Here is a 17,419-nt window from a genome sequence, read left to right on the forward strand (position 1 = left end):
AGACCGTCGCCCGCGACGCCTACGGCTTCCGCAACCCCGAAAACCAGCGCCTCCGCACCCGCACCGCCACCACCCGACGCCACCGTGGGCAGCTCGACCCCGCCTAACTTCGATGAGCCGCGATCGCAGCGGCTTCCCGAACATATTCGGACTACTCGTCGGCGGCGAGCTGCGGGTAGACGGCCTCGAGCGGTGCCGAGAGCCCGGCCTTGGCCTGCACAGAGGCCTCGTCGGCGAGGACTTCGTGCTCGCCGGCCTCGGTCGCGTCGAGCACCTTGGTGACGAGGACCGCGGGGTCGAGCTTCGGGTCGGTGGTGCTGGCGGCCATGGCGGTGTCGACCCAGCCGACGTGCACCCCGACGACCTGGACGCCTGCGGGCTGCAGCTCCAGGCGCAGGGAGTTCGTCGCCGACCACAGGGCGGCCTTGGTGGCGGAGTAGATCCCGGCGGTGGCGTACCAGGCGAGGGCGGAGTGGATGTCGATGATCGCCGTGTTCCCGCCCTTTGCGGACAGGATGGGTGCGAAGGCGCGGGCGAGGAAGAGCGGGCCGAGGAAGTTGGTCTCCACGTTGCGGCGGATCTCCTCCTCGCTGTGGGTGAGAATGCCGGGGGTGGAGACGGTTGCGCCGGCGTTGTTGATCAGAACCGTCACATCGGGGGCCGCCTCGACGGCCGCCTGGATGGAGGCCGGGTCGGTGACGTCGAGGGCGAGCGGCACGATCCGCTCGTCGTCCCATTCACGGGGGTTGCGTGCGGTGGCGTACACCTTCGCCGCCCCGCGGGCGAGGGCCTCGCGGACGAAGTGGGTTCCGATGCCGCCGTTCGCGCCTGTGACAAGGACGACAGCGCCGTTCAATGAAGTCATGATGACTGTTCCTTCTCTATCTGAGTGATGGGCTGGTGGAGGTGTCAGGCGTGCGTGAGGGCCGGGTAGTCGGTGTACCCGTTCGCGCCGCCGGTGTAGAGGGTGGCCGGGTCGAGATCGTTCAGCGGCGCGTCGGTGCGCAGCCGCTCGACGACGTCGGGGTTGGCGAGAGCGAACCGGCCCAGCGGCGCGACGTCGGCAAGGCCTGCGTCGATGTCCGCGGCGATGCCGTCGCGCTCGCGTCCGTAGCGGACGACGAGGACCGCCGTCGGCCAGACCTCGCGGAAGGAGTGCAGCAGCTCGTCGTCGCCGAGGTGGTGCACGTGCAGGTAGGCCAGGTTCAGCTTCGCGAGCTCGCCCACGAGGTAGCGGTACTGGGCGCGCACGGCCTCGGTGTCGCCTTCGTCGAGCCCGCCGAGCGGGAACGCGGGGGAGATGCGGATGCCGGTGCGGTCCGCGCCGATCTCGTCGGCGACGGCCTGGGCGACCTCGATGGTGAACCGGGCCCGGTTCTCGATCGACCCGCCGTAGGAGTCGGTGCGCCGGTTGGCATTCGGGGCGAGGAACTGGTGCAGCAGGTACCCGTTGGCGGCGTGGATCTCCACCCCGTCCGCACCGGCGGCGATCGCGGAAGCGGCGGCGTGACGGAACTCGCCGATCACGTCCTGGATCTCCTCGGTGCCCAGTTCGCGCGGGACAGGGGTCTTCTGGGGGCCGGTGGCGGTGAACATGTCCTGCTCGGCGGAGATCGCCGACGGGGCGACCGGCTGCCGGTGATGCGGGGTGTTGTCCGGGTGGGAGATCCGGCCGACGTGCATCAGCTGGATGAACAGGTGACCGCCCTTCTTGTGCACCGCATCGGCGACCTTCCGCCACCCCTCGACGTGCTCGGGCGTGTAGATCCCCGGGGTGCCGGGATAGCCCTGCCCGTCCGCGGACGGCTGCGTGCCCTCGGTGATCAGCAGGCCCAGCGATGCGCGCTGGCTGTAGTACTCCGCGGCAAGCTCGCCCGGGGTCCCGTCGGCGTTGGCGCGGTTGCGGGTCATGGGAGCCAGCGCCAGACGGTGCGGAAGCTCGAGCCGGCCGAGAGCGAGCGGCTGCCAGAGAGATGAAGAGGTCATGACCGGGTGGGATTCCTTTCCAACGAGCGGATCGCCATCGCCTCCGGTGCGTGACCGGGTGGTCTCGCACCGGCGTGGGAGAATGAGCCGAGGCACATCCGAGCCCACACGACAGTGACTACACTCAGAACTGAGGCAAGTCATAGTTTATTCCAGGAGGAGACCGATGCCAGCGGCGTCCCAGCCGCTCGGGCGGCGCGAGCGGAACAAGCAGGCCAAGCTCGAGCGCATCACCGCGGCTGCCAGCGAGCTGTTCGCGCAGCACGGCGTGGACGAGGTCACCACGCAGCAGATCGCCGACGCGGCGGACATCGGTACCGGCACCCTGTTCCTGTACGCGAAGACCAAGGGCGAGCTGCTGCTTCTGGTGCAGAACACGCACTACGCGGCCGCGCTGGAGCGCGGACGTGCCGCGGCCGAGGGTGCCCCGAATGCGCTGGACGGGGTGATGGCGCTGGTCGCGCCGATCGTGGAGTGCAACCGGGTCCAGGTCGACAACGGCCGCACCTATCTGCGGGAGATGGTCTTCGGCGACCCGGGCGAGCCCCATCACGCCGAGGCGCTGTCCATCGTTGCGCAGACCGAGGAGGCCGTCGCCGGCGTCCTCACTGCTGACCGGGCGCAGCTGACCGCTGCGGAGGCGTCGACGCTGGCCCGGGTGGTCTCGGCCATCCTGTTCCTGGACCTGGCGACCAGCGTGAACGCGGGCTCGACCATCCCGGATCTCCTCGCGAGCATCCGTACCCAGGTCGCAGCGATCCTTCCCCGCTGACTGCGGCGACCCCCCGGACGGGGCGGGGATGATCCAGGAGTGAGCGGTCTCACGCGGACGCGGCCCCGGCGGCGCTCGTGCGGACGAAGTCGACGTCCGTGTCGGGCACGATCCTGCCGTGCGGGTCGAGCAGGCCGGCGCGGACGCGTTCGCGTGTGTCGACGGTGAGCGGCAGGACACGCGGTGCCCGGTTCTGGGGGACGTGTGCTTCGCCCCATTGCTGCATGGCGACCATGACGGCCTTCAGCTCCTCGCCAGCCCGGGTGAGGCGATAGGCGTCGCGGGTGCGCTGTCCGGGCTCGCGGTAGGGGGTCTTCTGCAGCGCGCCGTGCTCGACCAGCGACGCGAGGCGGGCGCTGAGGACCCGCACCCCGATCGACAGCTCCTGCGGGGGTCTGGATGACCTGGTGTCGCAGGGCAACACCCTCCACGCCGCCTTCTCCAACTTCCCCGCCTGGCGCGTCTCCCGGGCCAACGCGAAGGCGCTGAACGGCCTGCAGGGCGGGGTGGCCGAGTCGTTCGACGCGCCCGTGATCCCAGTGGCGTGAGGCGATCATGTGGACACGCGAGCACGGGCCGGCCCAGGAGCGGTCGCGCACCATCAACTACCAGGCCCCAGGGAAGACAAGCGGGCACTGTTCGCCAAGTCCGGGCTCGAGCAGCTGCGCGCCGTCGCCGCCGGGGACGCACCCGCACCGCCGATCAGCAGCCACGTCGGACTCGAGTTCGTCACGGTGACCGACAGGGACGTGGTAATGACGGCGGTGCCGGACCAGTCGCACTACAACCGGATCGGGTCCGTGCACGGCGGGTTCTTCGCGACCGTCCTGGACTCCGTCTGCGGGTGCGCGGTGCACTCCACCCTCCCGGCCGGGGTCGGGTACACCAGTCTGGAGATCAAGGTGTCCGGGTCGTGGCGCATCCGCTCGCGTACCCAGTCGTTCCTGCGCCCGATCACCGCCGACACCGGCCCCGTCACCGCCCACGGGTGGGTCACCCGCACCGGTCGCAGCGTCGCGTTCGCCGACGCCGACATCCGAGGCGTGCAGGTGCTGGTCCTCAAGGTTGTCGTGGGCGACGTTCGGGGTGTCCCAGGTCTTCTCGTTCCACGGCAGGAACACCTGGGTGCGCAGCTCCTTTCAAGTCCCCGGTGGCGATGAGCGCGGGGTGAGCTCCTTCTTGTGGAACGCGACCGGGCCCTCGTCCTCCGCGCGGCGCAGGTAGATGATCGCCCGGGACCCGGGCTTCTCGCCGGGGGCGACGTCGTACCAGCGAGAGTTCCGGGAGGGCCGGCGTGGAGGAGAGTGCGGCGGAAGATGTTCACCTTGTCCTTGAACGCCAGCGCGGTCTGCTTGCGTCCGGCCAGCGGGGAAAGGGCGTTCTCGAAGGTGACTTCCGCGACCCCGTCGATCCTCCGATCCTCCGGGATCGTCGTCTCCACTCCCGTGTGGTCGGCCAGCGGCTGGGGTTGTGTTCGGCGAGGTGGATCTGCCGGTACTCGAACAGGCCGGGGTGGCGGCGATGATGCCCGAGTGCGGGCCCTGCCACCGGTCCACGCCCGCTTGTCGGGGCTTGTCGGTGCGCATCCAGAGCAGAATCGACGAGGTGAAGTGCTTGGACGCGTCCGGTTTCGCCGTCGTGGTCTCGCTCATGGTCATGCCTTCCGTCGTTTTCGTGTGCTGCCCGCGGGGTTACGGGGCGAGGAACTTCGCGGCGACGGGGGCGAACTTCTCCCAGTACTGGAAGACGCCGCCGTGCCCGGAGTTGGGGTAGATGATCAGCTCGGACCCCTTGATGCGCTGGTGCAGGTCGGCGGAGAGGATCGAGGGCACCATGCGGTCGTTGTCGCCGTTGGCGATCAGTGTCGGCTGCGTGATGACCGACAGGTCCGACGGGGCGGAGCGGCCGAACTTCTGGATGGCCTTCAGCTGGGTGCGGAACGCCGTGGTGCTGATGGGCTTGTCACGGTCGACGGTGCGTTCCTTGAGGCGTTCCACGAACGCCTTCCCGGCCTGCTTGCCGACCTTGTCGCGGTTGAAGAAGAGGAACTCCTTGGGGTCCGAGCGGGTCAGGACAGCGCGGAAGATGTTCCAGTAGGTCACGCCCACGACCTTGTCGATGTCCTTCCCGCCGCGGGGACCGGTGCCGGTGAGGACGAGCTTGCGGACCAGGTCGGGGTGCTTGACGATCAGGTCCTGGGCGATGAACCCGCCCATGGAGAAGGAGAAGACGTCGATCTTGTCGAACCCGAGCGCGGTGATGAACGTGTAGGCGTCGTCGGCGGCTTCTTCGAGCGTGTCGGGGACGGTGCCCGAGGAGGCTCCGACGCCTCGCTGGTCGAACGTGATGACGTGGCGGGTGTTTGCGATGGCGTCCACGATGCGCGGGTCCCAGTTGTCCAGGGTCGCGGCCAGGTGCACGAAGAACACGACGGGGATACCGCCCTTCGGGCCGAGCTCGCGGTAGGCGAACGTGACGCCTCCCGCTGTGATGGTCTTCGCCGGGGCCTTCGCGTAAGAAGTGACGAAGGGTTCGCCGGTGGTGCTCATGATGATGACTCCTTCAGTAGTTCGTCGTATTGGCTGCTGGTGGCTGATGCGGTCTGGCGTGGGTTCAGGGGCCGGTGATCACGACCTTGCCGCGGAGACCGCCCTTGGCCAGGGCTTCGAGGGCCTGCGGCGTTTCCTCGAACGGGAAGGTCTTTCCCACGACCGGGCGCAGGGTGCGGTCGTCGACGAGGGCGGCGATCTGACGGAGCTGGTCGCCGCTGGCCGACATGAAGAGGAACTCGTACGTCACACCGAGCTTCTTCGCCTGCCGGCTGATCTTGCCGCTCAGCGCGGCGATCGCCAGACGCAGCACCGGGCTCAGCCCCGTCTCCTTCGCGAAGGCCGGGTCGGGCGGTCCGGAGATCCCGATCGCCTTCCCACCGGGGCGGAGGATGCGCAGGGACTTCTCGAGGTTCTCCCCGCCGAGGCTGTCCAGGACCAGGTCGTACCCGGAGAGCTCGGTCTCGAAGTCCTGAGTGCGGTAGTCGATCACCACGGCCGCGCCGAGGTCACGGACGAAGTCCGCGTTCTTCCCGTTGGCGGTGGTGGCAACCTGCGCGCCGAGGTGCTTGGCGAGCTGGATCGTGATCGCCCCGACCCCGCCGGCACCCGCGTGGATGAGGACCTTCTGCCCCGGCTTCACGTTGCCCTTGATCACGAGCGCCTGCCACGCGGTCAATGCCACCAGCGGCAGGGACGCCGCCTCGACCGGGCTGATCGTGGCAGGAATGAGGGCGAGGTCGGCCTCGTCGACCGCGATGCGTTCCGCGAACGTCCCGATCCGGCCGTCCCGGGGGCGGGCGAACACCTGGTCGCCCGGCTTGAAACCCTGCACCCGTGAGCCGGTGCGGATGACGGTGCCGGCGACGTCGTGCCCGAGGATGAGGGGGGTCTTGTAGGGCAGGATCGCCTTGAACTCCCCGTCCCGGACCTTCTCATCCAGCTGGTTCACCCCAGCGGCGACCACCCGCACCAGCACGTCCCGGTCGCCCACGGTGGGCTCGGGCACGTCGGCTTCGTGCAGGGGCTGCTTGTACTTGTCGAACACGAACGCTTGCATGATCTCTGTCTCCTACGGATCTGTCTGTGGGGGTGATGGTGGTCAGCGGTGCAGGAAGCGGCCGGTGAGCTCGGTGACGGTCTCACGGTTCTGGAACACGGCACCGTTGTGTTGAGCGTTGGCAAGATCAAGGCAGGCTTGAGTAGTGGAGCCGACCCGTCCTGGCCCATGGCTGCCTTCGAAGTCGGCGTTCGCTGGGTTCCGGTTCCCGCCTGAGGTGATCGTGATCGCGGTCCGCTGGTATCTGCGCTTCAACCTGTCGTATCGGGACGTTGAGGAGCTGTTGGTCGAGCGTGGCGTGGAGGTCGATCACGTCACCGTGTACCGGTGGGTGCAGCGGTTCACGCCACTGCTGGCCGACGCCGCCCGCTTCTGCCGGCGCTCGCCGGGCGATAGGTGGTTCGTTGACGAGACGTACGTCAAGGTCAACGGGGTATGGCGCTAGGTGTACCGGGCGGTCGACCAGTATGGGCAGGTCATCGACGTTCTGGTCTCGGCACGTCGCGACGCTGGCGCGGCCCGGCGGTTCTTCCGACGGGCGCTGTCGACGTTGAAGGTGGCCCCCAGTGAGGTCGTCACCGAAGACGCGCCGGTCTACGCCGGCGTGCTGGATGAGTTGATCCCGCAGGCGTGGCACCACGTCGAGCAACATGCGAACAACCCGATAGAGGGTGATCACAGCCAGCTGAAACAGCGGTTGAGACCGATGCGTGGGCTACGGACGGACAAGACAGCGCAGGTGATCATCGCCGGACACGCGTTCATGCAGAACCTCCGCCGCGGACACTACGAACTCGCCGTCGACGCCCCGCCCGCTACCCGGGTCAACGCTGCATTCGCCGAACTCGCCCAAGGATCTGACTCCCGAACCCGACACGGCTTCAACACGTCCGCCGATCACAACGTAACAGCGCCTGGTGGCGGTCGACTGCGCGACGGCCAAGACGCTGGCCACGATCGAGGAGTACGCCAGCGACGGCTCCGGGTTGAAGAACCTGGGCGACGGCAACTACCAGTCAACTGGAAGACGCCGAAGTCGTACGCCGGCACCTGCCAGAAACTGCGGGTCGAACTCGGGGAAGGACCGGCGGTGGCCCACACCGCGCTGTTCCAGTTCGCCGCGTGATGGCCTGAGACACCGTCACCGAGACCGATGCCATGGGCGTGATCTTCACGCCCAGGGCATCGGGCGTTTCGCCGGGCACACGAACCCCCGGTTCGCGACCGGCGGTCGGCGGTGACCCGCCCTCTCAGTTCGCCAGGTCACCGTCCCGACACCCCGGTGGTTTGGAGCCGGCGCGATCACCACACCCGCCATCGAGGATGCTTTACGTGCCACACCTCGCGAGGCGTTCGTCCCCGACAGCGTCGATCTGGCCGACGCGTACGCCGACGATGTGGTGGTCACCAAACGTGGGCCCGGACGGGCGCTCTACCCGCTCCGTCTCCGCGCCGTGGCTGCAGGCCCGGATGATCGAACAAGCAGCTCTCCGCCCCGGTGCCCGGGTCCTAAGAATCGGATCCGGCGGCTACAACGCCGCCCTCATCACCCATGCCGTCGGCATCGGCATCGTCACCACCATCGACATCGACCCCGAGCTCACCGACCGCGCCCGCACCGCACTTGCCCGCACCGGCCACCACACCGTCCATGTCGCCCACGCCGACGGCGAGGACGGCTACCAGGCCAACGCCCCCTACGACGCGATCATCGTGACCGTCGAAGCCGCCGACATCGCACCTACCTGGACCAGCCAGCTCACCCCCGACGGCATCCTCGTCGTGCCCCTGCGCCAACAGCCGCAGGCGCACTGACTCGGGCGCTGGACTATCCCCGCGTCGACATCTGGTCGGCGTTCACCACCCCGCCCGGCATGCCCTTCGACTCCCTGCACCTGTAACTCAGCCCGATGTCCCTGCCGTCGCCGGCTGTGTTGGTGGCGTCGTCGGCAGCGCAGACCGCCAGGACGGCGAGGGCAGCCAGGGCGAGGATGGTGAACCGGTGCCAGGAGTCCCAGCGGCGGACCTGGTGCTGGTCCAGGCCGACCTGATCTTTCGCGGCAAGCTCTCTTCGACGGTCCAGCGGATTCCGGCGACGCGGACGAGCTGGGCGAGGGTGGCGGGCCGTGGGGTCCAGCAGCGGTAGAAGGCCAACTCGCCGGTTTGCCGCGGGCGTACAGTCCTGATCCGGGCCTTCAGCGACGACAACCGCTAACGCGCCCGGCCCGCCGGCCGTGCTCCGCCACCGCGCAGCGGCCGAACGCCCATTCCGGCCACCGCGCGTACCGCCAGGTGCTCCCCTCACGGACCCACCCGAAACGCTCTGCCAGGGCAAACGCGGGATGGGAACCCGTCCCATCATGGATCGGGAACGTCCGAGACACGCTCACGAAACCATCCCTCGCCATGATTCCGGCGCTACCCGGCCGTCCGGGCCCGGTACCTCGGAGGAGGAGAGATGCGCAGATCACCCGTGCCCCGCCCGATGGTGGCCATCCTGGTGAGCGTCGGAGTCGTCGTGGCGATGTCGGCGAACCCCGCTGCCGCCCAGGCCCCCGCACCCACCTGCAACGGTTACCCGACCCTCAATCTCGAGACGCTCACCGGCGAGCAGGCCGAGAAGATGATGGCCGACGGTGAGCTCACCTCCGTCCAGCTCACCTGCGCGTACCTCGACCGGATCGAGGCGTTGAACAAGCGCGGCCCCGGGCTCAACGCCGTCAGCCAACTCAACCCCGATGTCTTGAAAGACGCCGCACAGGCAGACCAGGAACGCGCCAAGGGGCAGCTCCGTGGCCCCGCGCACGGCCTGCCGATCCTGTTGAAGGACCTCATCGACGTCAAGGGCATGTACACGTCGGCGGGCAACTACTCGCTGCGTGACTCGTACCCGGCCACCGACGCGGGCATCACCAAGAAGCTGCGGGCGAGCGGCGTCGTAATCCTCGGCAAGGTAGGCCTGTCGGAGTACGCGAACAGCTTCGGCAATCAACCGTCGGGCTTCGGCAACCTGACCGGCCAGGTGCTCAACGGGATCGACGCCGACCAGAACCCGAGCGGTTCGTCGTCCGGCACCGGTGCCGCGATGGCGGCGGCGCTGGCGACGCTCGGCATCGGTACCGAGACCTCGGGCTCGATCATCAGCCCATCCCGGGCGCAGAGCCTGGTCGGTCTGCGGCCGACCGTCGGGCTGGTGCCCGGCTACGGCATCGCCCCGATCCTCGCCTCGCAGGACACCGCGGGCCCGATGGTGCGTACCGTCTCGGACGCTGCGATGACCCTGCAGTCGATCGCCGGGCCCGACCCCGACTCCGACGCGGCGTACGTCGCCATGTTCGGATCCGACTACCTCGCCACCGGCGTCATCCCGACCCCGCCCAGCACGGTGCCGGACTACATGTCGGCGCTCGACCTCGGCTTCGTCAAGGGCAAGAAGATCGGGTACAACGGAACCCTCACCGAGGGCAGCCCGCTCAAGATCGCGTACGACGCGCTGACCGCGGCCGGCGCCGTCATGGTGCCGCGCCCGACGGTGACCGTCGGACCGCGACCCAGCGTGCCCTCCGGCTACGAGCAGCACAAGGCCATCGACGAGTACTACAAGCGGCTCGGCCCTGACGCGCCCGTCAAGTCGCTCGTCGAGGAGGTCGCCGTCAACCAGGCCGAAGCCCACCAGGCGCTCAAGTTCGGCAATGCCCGCCACCTCAGCTCCTCGCTGGTCGACGTCACCCCCGGTGGGGCGAACGAGGTGGAGTTCCGGACCAACCTCCCCCTGCAGAAGGCGGCCTACCACGAGGCCATCGACACCATGGTGGACTACCCGAACTCCGATCCGACCCAGCCGAAGGACCCAGTCATCGCGATCCTCGGGTCGGTGCCGAGCGGGCCGCAGGCCGGTTACCCGGCCGTCACCATCCCGATGGGATACACCACGACGACCCGCCGCACCCAGGACGTGTCCGTGCACGGCGCCGCCTACAGCGAGCGCGACCTGATCGGCGTGGCGTACGTGATCGAGCAGGCCACCAAGCTGCGCCAGCCGGCCAGCATGGTGAACCCGAGCATGTACCGGTGCGCGCACACCCTGCCCGCGGCACCATTCGCCAACCGGGGCGGCTGCAATCCGGACTACGACGCGGTCATGACCATGCTCGGCGGAAAGAAGCCACCGGTCCTGCCGTTCTCGCTCGAGACCGAGTCGGTGCAGAGCCTGAAGGCGCGGCTGGACGCAGGAACGCTCACCTCTGAGGAACTGGTCCGGGCGTACCTGTACCGGATCGCGCTGACCAACGCGGAGGGCCCGGCCATCCAGGCCGTCCGGGAGCTGAACAAGAACGCCGTCGAGGACGCGAAGGCCGCGGACCGGGACCGGCGGAAGAAGGGCAAGACCGGACCGCTGTACGGCATCCCGGTGCTGCTCGACGACTCCATCGACGTGGCCGGAATGCCGACCACCGGTGGATCGATCGCCTTGCAAAAGGCCAAGCCGAAGGCTGACTCGACGATCGTCGCCAAGCTGAAGGCGGCCGGCGCGATCATGCTCGGTAAGACTAACGTCACCGAACTCAACGGTCTGTTCGACGCGAACCTGCCCGAGGGATACTCGTCGCTCGGCGGCCAGGTCCTCCTGCCCTCCGACACCGACAAGACTCCCGCCGGCTCGTCCGGCGGGTCGGCCGGCGCGACCGCGGCCGGCCTCGCGGCCATCACCATCGGCATGGAGACGTCGATCGACACCGCTCAGCTCATCGGCCCGGCGGCGGTCGCCGGCGTGGTCGGCCTCAAGCCGACCGTCGGGCTGGTGAGCCGTGCCGGCGTCCTGCCGGTGGCCAGGTCGCAGGACTCCCCTGGCCCGATCGGCCGGACCGTCTACGACGTTGCCACCGGGCTCACCGCCATCACCGGCGCCGACCCCGCCGACCCGGCGACGACCAGCACGGCCGCGGCGGACTACACGGCGGGCCTGTCGACGAACGCGTTGCAGGGCAAGCGGATCGCGGTCCTGTCGAGCACGACGGCGCCGTACTCGACGATGGTCAGCACGCTGCGGGCCCAGGGCGCGACCACGGCGGTGGTGACGCTCGGCACGCCGAGCCCGAGCCCGGCGAGCGTGGTCCCCACCGAGTTCGAGCGCGACCTCAACGCCTACCTGGCCGGCCTGAACGGTCCCGGCGCCCGGTCCCTGCAGGAGATCATCAACTACAACACCGCCAACTCCGTGGAGGGTCTCAAGTACCAGCAGGGCGAGTTGCTGGCCGCGCAGGCGGTAGACCTGTCCGACCCGCAGACCGCCGCGGCGTACGCCGCGGACCTCGCGGCCGGCCGGGCCGCGAACCGGGCGGTGATCGACAGGGTGCTCGCCAAAGGGACGCCCGACGACCCGAGCGACGACTTCGACGCGATCATGGTGCCCAGTGGCAACGCCGCCATCGGGTATGCCGACCGCGCCGGCTACCCGCTGCTCACCGTCCCGGCCGGGTACGGCGTCGCCGACAGCTCGGCGGGTCGCAACCCGATCGGGGTCACATTCGTGGGTACGGCGTTCAGCGAGGCGAAGCTGCTCGCCGCCGGCTACGCCCTCGAACAGGCGACGGTGGTGCGGCAGGCGCCGAGCTACACGAACCCGAGCATGTGGCGGTGCGTCCCCGGCAGCACCTTCTTCACCGGGGAGTTCTGCGTCCCCGGTGACCGGCAGCTCGTACTCGGCGAGAAGTAACCGTGGTGACCGGGCCGCCGGGCCCGGTCACCTGGGCGACACATAGGACGAGCAGTGGGGAGGCGCGGCAAGGTCCGCGCCGCTCGCTGCTGCTCGTGCGACGAGCGTCCCTGATCAGCTTAGTGATCCTGAGTCGGATTGAGTTTCCGGGATCGTTTCCCACCGTGGTGGAGATGCATGGGCATTCAGGTGGAATCCTGCGCCCAGTGCTGCTCCGCGTGGCCGGTGGCCGGTGGTGGGTGTGCTGATCGTGGTCACGCTCTGGTGTCGGTGGGCTGCGCGGGGCAGCCTCCGGTCCGTTGGTGCGTGTCCCTCCGGACGCTTACCCGCCTGACCGTGGGGCCGGGTGGGGGAGGGTGCCCCGCGTCGCCTGGGCGCGGGGCGTGAGGTGCGGGGCCGGGTGGGGCCGGTCTTCGACCGGTCCCACCGGCTGGCATTGGAGCTCGGGGTGACGACGGCGCCGGCTTCGAGATCGTCGACCACCGTGCGGATCACCATGGCGCCGCTGGTCTTGTCGGTGACGGTCTTGCCCTGGTGGGTGAGGCCGCGGGCGGCGATACGCCGCCAGGCGCCGTGGTCGCGGGTCGACCGAGCGGGCCGTCGGCGACGCGCTGATCTACGTGGACGGCCCGTACCGCAGCGGGAACTGACCGCCACCGCCAATGGGCCGCAGTAGCGGCCCCGCGAAGGGGCGGCCGAGGTGGTGCCCGGCCAGGCGATCGACCGCCTGGCCGGGCGCACCGGTACGGATCAGTCGAGCGGGGGCAGGTTCGACGGTGGCAGCGCGGGCCCGAGGTCCGGGGCCGTCTCGGTCGAGACGACCCGCCGGGGCGGCCATTTGACGCCGGGCGGCGGCCACGACTGCCCGGTCCGCTCCAGGAACCATTTCGGCGGCTCGTACAGCGGCAACTCGTAGTCGCCGGGCAGCAGGCTCTTCCACTTGATCTTGGCGGTACGCCGGTCGAACTCGTCCTTCATCTCACCCAGCACCGTCGGTTGGGTCAGCAGGTCGATGGTGGTTGCCGCCAGGTACTTGGCGGCGATCAGGGTGGTGAGGTGGCCGGCGTGGGAGGCCGCTGTGGCGGTGTGGTGCCAGGAGTGGTTCTTCGTGCCGCCGGGCTGATGCGCGGTCCCCATTCCGATCGTCGGCACCTGCCAGCTGATGTCGGCGACGTCGGTCGAGCCTCCGCCCATGAAGACCGTGGCCGGCGGTCGCAGCTCGGTGATCGTTTCGGAGAAGCCGGTCTCCGCCGTGCCGTTGGACCGCTGCAGCGCCTTGCCGAACGCCTGGTCCTGGGCGGAGAACTTCGGCGCGCCGATCTGCGTCATGTTGGCGTACATCAGCTCGGCGCCGCGCTTGTTGCCGAGCTGGTTCCAGACCCCACCCATGATGCGGTACTGCATCCGGGTGCCGGTGGCCATCGCCGCCGCCTCACCACACTTGATGATCTTGTCCATGAGGATCTTCGCGCGTTCGGGGCTGCCCTCGCGGGCGTAGTACCAGATGCTCGACAGCGTGGGGAAGACGTTCGGCGCCTGACCGGTCTGCCGGATCGCGTAGTGCATCCGGGCGGTGTGCGCCTGGTCGCTCTCCCGCAGGTATTCGGTCAGCATCGCCATCGCCGTCACCGCGTCCTGGCTGGATCGGGTCGCGAGCGGTGATCCGCCGTGGCCGTCGGTGCCGAGGAAATGGAAGGCGATGCTGTACATCGCGTTGCTCGACGACCAGCTCGTGCTGTTGCCGCTGCTGGGGTGCCAGTCGACGAAGGCGTCGAGGCCCTTGTAGACGCCGGCGCGCACCGCCACCGACTTGCCGACCAGTTGCTCCTCCGCGGTCGAGCCGAAGAACTTGATCGTGCCGTCGAGGTTGCGAGCGCGCATCGCCGTGGCGGTCGCGACAGCCGCACCCGCCGCGGCCGCGCCGAGCGCGCAGTGGCCGCACCCGTGCCCGAAGCCGTACGTGGGGGCGTACGGGTCGTGGTGGTAGACCAGGGGCGAATGCTGTGGATTGCCCTTCTCCTGCGACAGCCCGGGTAGTGCGTCGTACTCCCCGCTGAATCCGATCACGGGCTTGCCGGTGCCGTGGCTGAAGGTAGCGACGAACGCGGTGGGCATGCCGCCGGCGCCCCACTTGATGGTGAAGCCGTTGGCCTGCAGGAAGTCCGCCTCGGCCCAGGACGAGTTCCACTCGGCCAGGGAGGGCTCGGCGTACTCCCAGATCCGGTCGTTCAATCCCACGATGCGGTGTTCGTTGCGGTCGATCCAGGAGATGGCCGAGTCCTTGGCCTGCGAATCGATGGCGAGTGCGGTCGGTGGCTCGTAGTTGACCGGATCGGCGGGCATGGTCTTCGGGTCGAGCGCGAGGTCCGACGCGGCGGCCAGTGCCGGATCTGACGTCAGGACGGGGGCGACCGCCAACCCGGCGCCAGCCGCGCCGAGAAGTCCCAGCAGGTCGCGACGGTTCATGCCGGAGGGCTCAAGATGATCGGTGTCACACACCAGGCACTCTCCTTCATCCGGTGGGCGAGCTGACCCGGACGACGGAGCACCGGCGGCCGGGCCATCAGCGCAATCATCCATGCGAATGCCGAGATTAAACAATGGGTGACTGATCAGTAACTCATCGTCTTTTTGCTCGGCGGCCTGCTCACGATGGGGCCCGGCCACCCGCTGGGAGCAGGTTTCCCCCGCTGTTACTCATGGTTGGGCGAGAGGCCAAATAGGCCTTCCCGCCCTGGTGCGCATCTAATACGCTGCGCGCGCAGTCCGCTGTACGGCGGCTCGCGCCGACCGAACCATCGCGGTCCGGTCGCCCTTCAACGGGGAGGACACATGGCTGCTGCGCGCCTTCGCGCAGTCTCACGCATCCTGGCCACTGCCACTGCCACTGCGGCCACGGTGCTGCTCACGGCGGTGGCCGTACCGGCCGCCGCGGCGGCGAAACCGAAGATCGCCTTCGCCGGCATCGCATTCGCGACGGACCAGGTCGACACCACCACCGGCGGCACGACCGTCACCCTGAACTGGACGGTGACCGATACGTCGACCACCGCCCGCAACCTCAGTGGCAGCATCTACGTGCAGCGTTACAGCGGCACCACTCCGCTCGGGCCTGAGGAGCAGATCCGGTTCAGTCTCGACGGCGGCTGGCCCGTCGTCGGGCCGTACACGGGCGGGATCGCCAGCTCGTCATACGCGTATGACTTCTTCGTGTCCGAGTACGGCCCGGCGGCGCCGGTGACCTATCGCGTCACGAAGATCACCGCGACCGACGACCAGGGCACCACGCAGACCCTGTCCGGCAACAAGATCAGCGGAGCCGTGCTGGCCGCCACCCAGATCCCCGACACCGCGCCGCCGGTGACCGACCGGATCTGGCTCGCCTCGCCGACCAAGCCTCAGGTGTACGACGACGGCTCCGGCGCAACCCTGCGCTACGGCCTGTACATCCAGGACGAGCCGGGCGCGGGCTTCTGGAAGGGTCACGTCGAGCTGGACGGCCCCGGCAACGCCGAGATCGTCTCGCCGTTCACGCTTGTGGACAGCGGTCAGGGATACCAGCTCTGCGGCGACAGCCAGGTCTGGGGCGACATCTGGTTCGTGGACTGCAACCTTCCGGTGACCCTGCCTGCTGGCAGCCCCACGGGCGACTGGAAGGTGAAGGCGGTCAGCCTGACCGACCGGGCCGGCAACACCAAGCGCTACACCAACCTCGGCGCGCCGACGGTGCGGGTCACCCGCAACGAGGTGCTAAGTGCCACCGGGTTTGCGCTGAACCCGACGCAGGTGAACAACTGGCGCGAGTCGGCAACGACCACGCTGACGTTCACCGCGAGCGGCGTACAGGGCGAGCTGACCGCCACGGTCGCGACCGCGAGCTGCTCGACCTGGAACCAGGTGCTGACCGAGGGACCGGCGGGCACGTACTCACTGCCGGTGGTGATGAGCCAGCTGAGCAGCTCCTGCACCATCGACGGCATCCTGCTCACCGACGCGGCCGGTTCGGTCTCGGTGTACGGCGCCTACTACGGGGCGCCCGCGCTGGACCTGCGGGCCACCCGGGTGCCCGACACGGCCCGGCCGGTGGCGATCGCGGCGGCACTGAGCCGCACCGAGGCCGCTCCGGGCGAGCTGTTCAACGGCATCAGCGTCGACGTCACCATCGACGACGTCACGCTCGCCCCGGTGGATGGGTTCTCAACCACCATCTACAACTCCCTCGGCCACTCCGTGGGCGGCGCGAACGGCGGCATCAAGGTCGGGCCCGACGGGCACGTCTCCCTGCCGGTCTACTTCCGCGACCTGCCACCGGGGACGTACACGGTGGGCTTCACCCTCAGCACCTCGGCGGACAACAGCGCGGGATGGGGCTACCCCAACGGCGGTGCTCCGGCACCCTCCGGGCCGCTGGTGTTCACCAGCCTGCCAACGGCCTGACCTACCACGCAGCAGAAAGGTGCGGCCTCTCCCCGCTCGGGAGGGGCCGCACCTTTGTCGTCAGGGGGTGATGGCGTACTCGGTGAAGCGGCCGCAGGATTGGAACCCAAGCCGGCGGTAGACGGGTTCGCCCTCGGCGGATGCTTGCAGGACCACCGTGCGGTAGCCCGCGTCGTACGCGGTGCGCAAGGTCGCCTGGGTGATGGCGCTGCCGTAGCCGCGCCGGCGGTCGGTCGCCAGGGTGGCGATGTTGTAGATCCCAGCGACTCCCGAGTGGAGGAAGACCTCGGCCGAGCAGACGGGGCGGCCGTCGACGTAGCCGACCAGGTAGCGAGCGGGGCAGTCGGGGGCGAGGGCCCAGTCGGCGGCATCAGCAAAGAAGCGGCGCACCGTGGCGGCCGGTGGGTTCCAGTTCGCAGCCAGGACGGTCGAGTAGTCGGCGAGTTGCTCGGGGGTCCTCACCCGGTGGATGGCCAGATCCGCAGCGGGTTGCTGGGGTGGGGCCGCAGGTAGGTCCTGCCACATGCCGGTCTCGGTCTCGGATGCCTGGAGACCGGCGCTTTCCAGGAGCGAGGCGAGATCCGCTGGCGTGGAGGCCGGGCCCACCCACCATGAGAAGGGACGCCCGGTGGTGGCCAGTGCCTGAAGGGTCTGCGCGATCCGGGTCGGGGCGGTGTCCGGCGTGAGACGCGCCGCAGCGACGATGTTGAAGGTGTCGTCGTCCACGCCGCTGTCGGCGATCAGGAGGTCGTTGGTTTCCATGACGGTCGAGCCCGCCACATGCCGGTGCAAGTGACAGGCATGTTCGGCGAGGTTCTGCTCCATTGCAATCATCAGGTCTGAGCGACCGCCGAGGGGTTGTTTTCCTTCATTCACAGCGGTTCATCACATCATCTCTG

Annotated in this window: 13 protein-coding genes and 2 pseudogenes; 7 read left to right on the top strand and 8 right to left on the bottom strand. The window is 69.0% G+C overall.

Annotated features, from left to right (window positions below):
- Positions 1-151: 151 nt before the first annotated feature.
- A complete protein-coding gene (locus ACFYML_RS07160; protein ID WP_387419733.1) occupies positions 152-865 on the bottom strand; it encodes an SDR family oxidoreductase in 714 nt (237 codons plus the stop codon).
- 44 nt (positions 866-909) lie between these two features.
- Positions 910-1,986: an alkene reductase gene (locus tag ACFYML_RS07165; protein WP_387419734.1), complete on the bottom strand. Its 1,077-nt coding sequence runs from the start codon at positions 1,984-1,986 to the stop codon at positions 910-912.
- Between the two features lie 166 nt (positions 1,987-2,152).
- On the opposite strand from ACFYML_RS07165, the gene ACFYML_RS07170 reads away from it, so the two are divergent.
- Positions 2,153-2,758, top strand: a complete 606-nt coding sequence (locus tag ACFYML_RS07170) for a TetR/AcrR family transcriptional regulator (RefSeq protein ID WP_387419735.1) — start codon at positions 2,153-2,155, stop codon at positions 2,756-2,758.
- 49 nt (positions 2,759-2,807) lie between these two features.
- Here ACFYML_RS07170 and ACFYML_RS07175 read toward each other — a convergent pair whose 3' ends face one another.
- Positions 2,808-3,128 carry a winged helix-turn-helix transcriptional regulator gene (locus ACFYML_RS07175; RefSeq protein WP_387419736.1) on the bottom strand — a complete coding sequence of 107 codons (321 nt, stop codon included), beginning with the start codon at positions 3,126-3,128 and terminating at the stop codon, positions 2,808-2,810.
- A 37-nt stretch (positions 3,129-3,165) separates the two neighbouring features.
- Here ACFYML_RS07175 and ACFYML_RS07180 point away from each other — a divergent pair, with 37 nt between their 5' ends.
- Together ACFYML_RS07180 and ACFYML_RS07185 are read left to right on the top strand one after the other, a co-directional pair.
- The gene (locus ACFYML_RS07180; RefSeq protein WP_387419737.1) at positions 3,166-3,306 is read left to right on the top strand and encodes a hypothetical protein; all 141 of its coding nucleotides are present in this window, start codon (positions 3,166-3,168) and stop codon (positions 3,304-3,306) included.
- 9 nt (positions 3,307-3,315) lie between these two features.
- A complete protein-coding gene (locus ACFYML_RS07185; protein WP_387419738.1) occupies positions 3,316-3,918 on the top strand; it encodes a PaaI family thioesterase in 603 nt (200 codons plus the stop codon).
- Between the two features lie 531 nt (positions 3,919-4,449).
- On the opposite strand, the gene ACFYML_RS07190 is transcribed toward ACFYML_RS07185, so the two are convergent.
- Positions 4,450-5,307, bottom strand: coding sequence for an alpha/beta fold hydrolase (locus tag ACFYML_RS07190; protein WP_387419739.1), 858 nt, complete (start codon positions 5,305-5,307; stop codon positions 4,450-4,452).
- Between the two features lie 64 nt (positions 5,308-5,371).
- Positions 5,372-6,367: an NADP-dependent oxidoreductase gene (locus ACFYML_RS07195; RefSeq protein WP_387419740.1), complete on the bottom strand. Its 996-nt coding sequence runs from the start codon at positions 6,365-6,367 to the stop codon at positions 5,372-5,374.
- Between the two features lie 172 nt (positions 6,368-6,539).
- Here ACFYML_RS07195 and ACFYML_RS07200 point away from each other — a divergent pair.
- Both ACFYML_RS07200 and ACFYML_RS07205 read left to right on the top strand, forming a co-directional pair.
- Positions 6,540-7,217: pseudogene (locus tag ACFYML_RS07200) on the top strand (IS6 family transposase); the annotation flags it as partial.
- Between the two features lie 620 nt (positions 7,218-7,837).
- Complete coding sequence (locus tag ACFYML_RS07205; protein ID WP_387419741.1) at positions 7,838-8,182, top strand: methyltransferase domain-containing protein; 345 nt, start codon at positions 7,838-7,840, stop codon at positions 8,180-8,182.
- Positions 8,183-8,324: 142 nt separating this feature from the next.
- On the opposite strand, the pseudogene ACFYML_RS07210 reads toward ACFYML_RS07205, so the two are convergent.
- Positions 8,325-8,479, bottom strand: a pseudogene (locus ACFYML_RS07210) (IS701 family transposase); the annotation flags it as partial.
- A 346-nt stretch (positions 8,480-8,825) separates the two neighbouring features.
- Here ACFYML_RS07210 and ACFYML_RS07215 point away from each other — a divergent pair.
- A complete protein-coding gene (locus ACFYML_RS07215) occupies positions 8,826-12,083 on the top strand; it encodes an amidase family protein (RefSeq protein ID WP_387419743.1) in 3,258 nt (1,085 codons plus the stop codon).
- A 750-nt stretch (positions 12,084-12,833) separates the two neighbouring features.
- Here ACFYML_RS07215 and ACFYML_RS07220 read toward each other — a convergent pair.
- Positions 12,834-14,582, bottom strand: coding sequence for an amidohydrolase (locus ACFYML_RS07220; protein ID WP_387419744.1), 1,749 nt, complete (start codon positions 14,580-14,582; stop codon positions 12,834-12,836).
- Between the two features lie 333 nt (positions 14,583-14,915).
- Here ACFYML_RS07220 and ACFYML_RS07225 point away from each other — a divergent pair, with 333 nt between their 5' ends.
- Positions 14,916-16,520 (top strand): hypothetical protein, encoded by a 1,605-nt coding sequence (locus tag ACFYML_RS07225; protein ID WP_387419745.1) that lies wholly within the window; start codon positions 14,916-14,918, stop codon positions 16,518-16,520.
- A 60-nt stretch (positions 16,521-16,580) separates the two neighbouring features.
- On the opposite strand, the gene ACFYML_RS07230 is transcribed toward ACFYML_RS07225, so the two are convergent.
- On the bottom strand, positions 16,581-17,345 hold the full coding sequence (locus tag ACFYML_RS07230; protein ID WP_387419746.1) for a GNAT family N-acetyltransferase: 765 nt from the start codon (positions 17,343-17,345) through the stop codon (positions 16,581-16,583).
- Positions 17,346-17,419 lie beyond the last annotated feature (74 nt).

This window comes from Micromonospora sp. NPDC007230, from assembly GCF_042869115.1.
Classification (GTDB): domain Bacteria; phylum Actinomycetota; class Actinomycetes; order Mycobacteriales; family Micromonosporaceae; genus Micromonospora.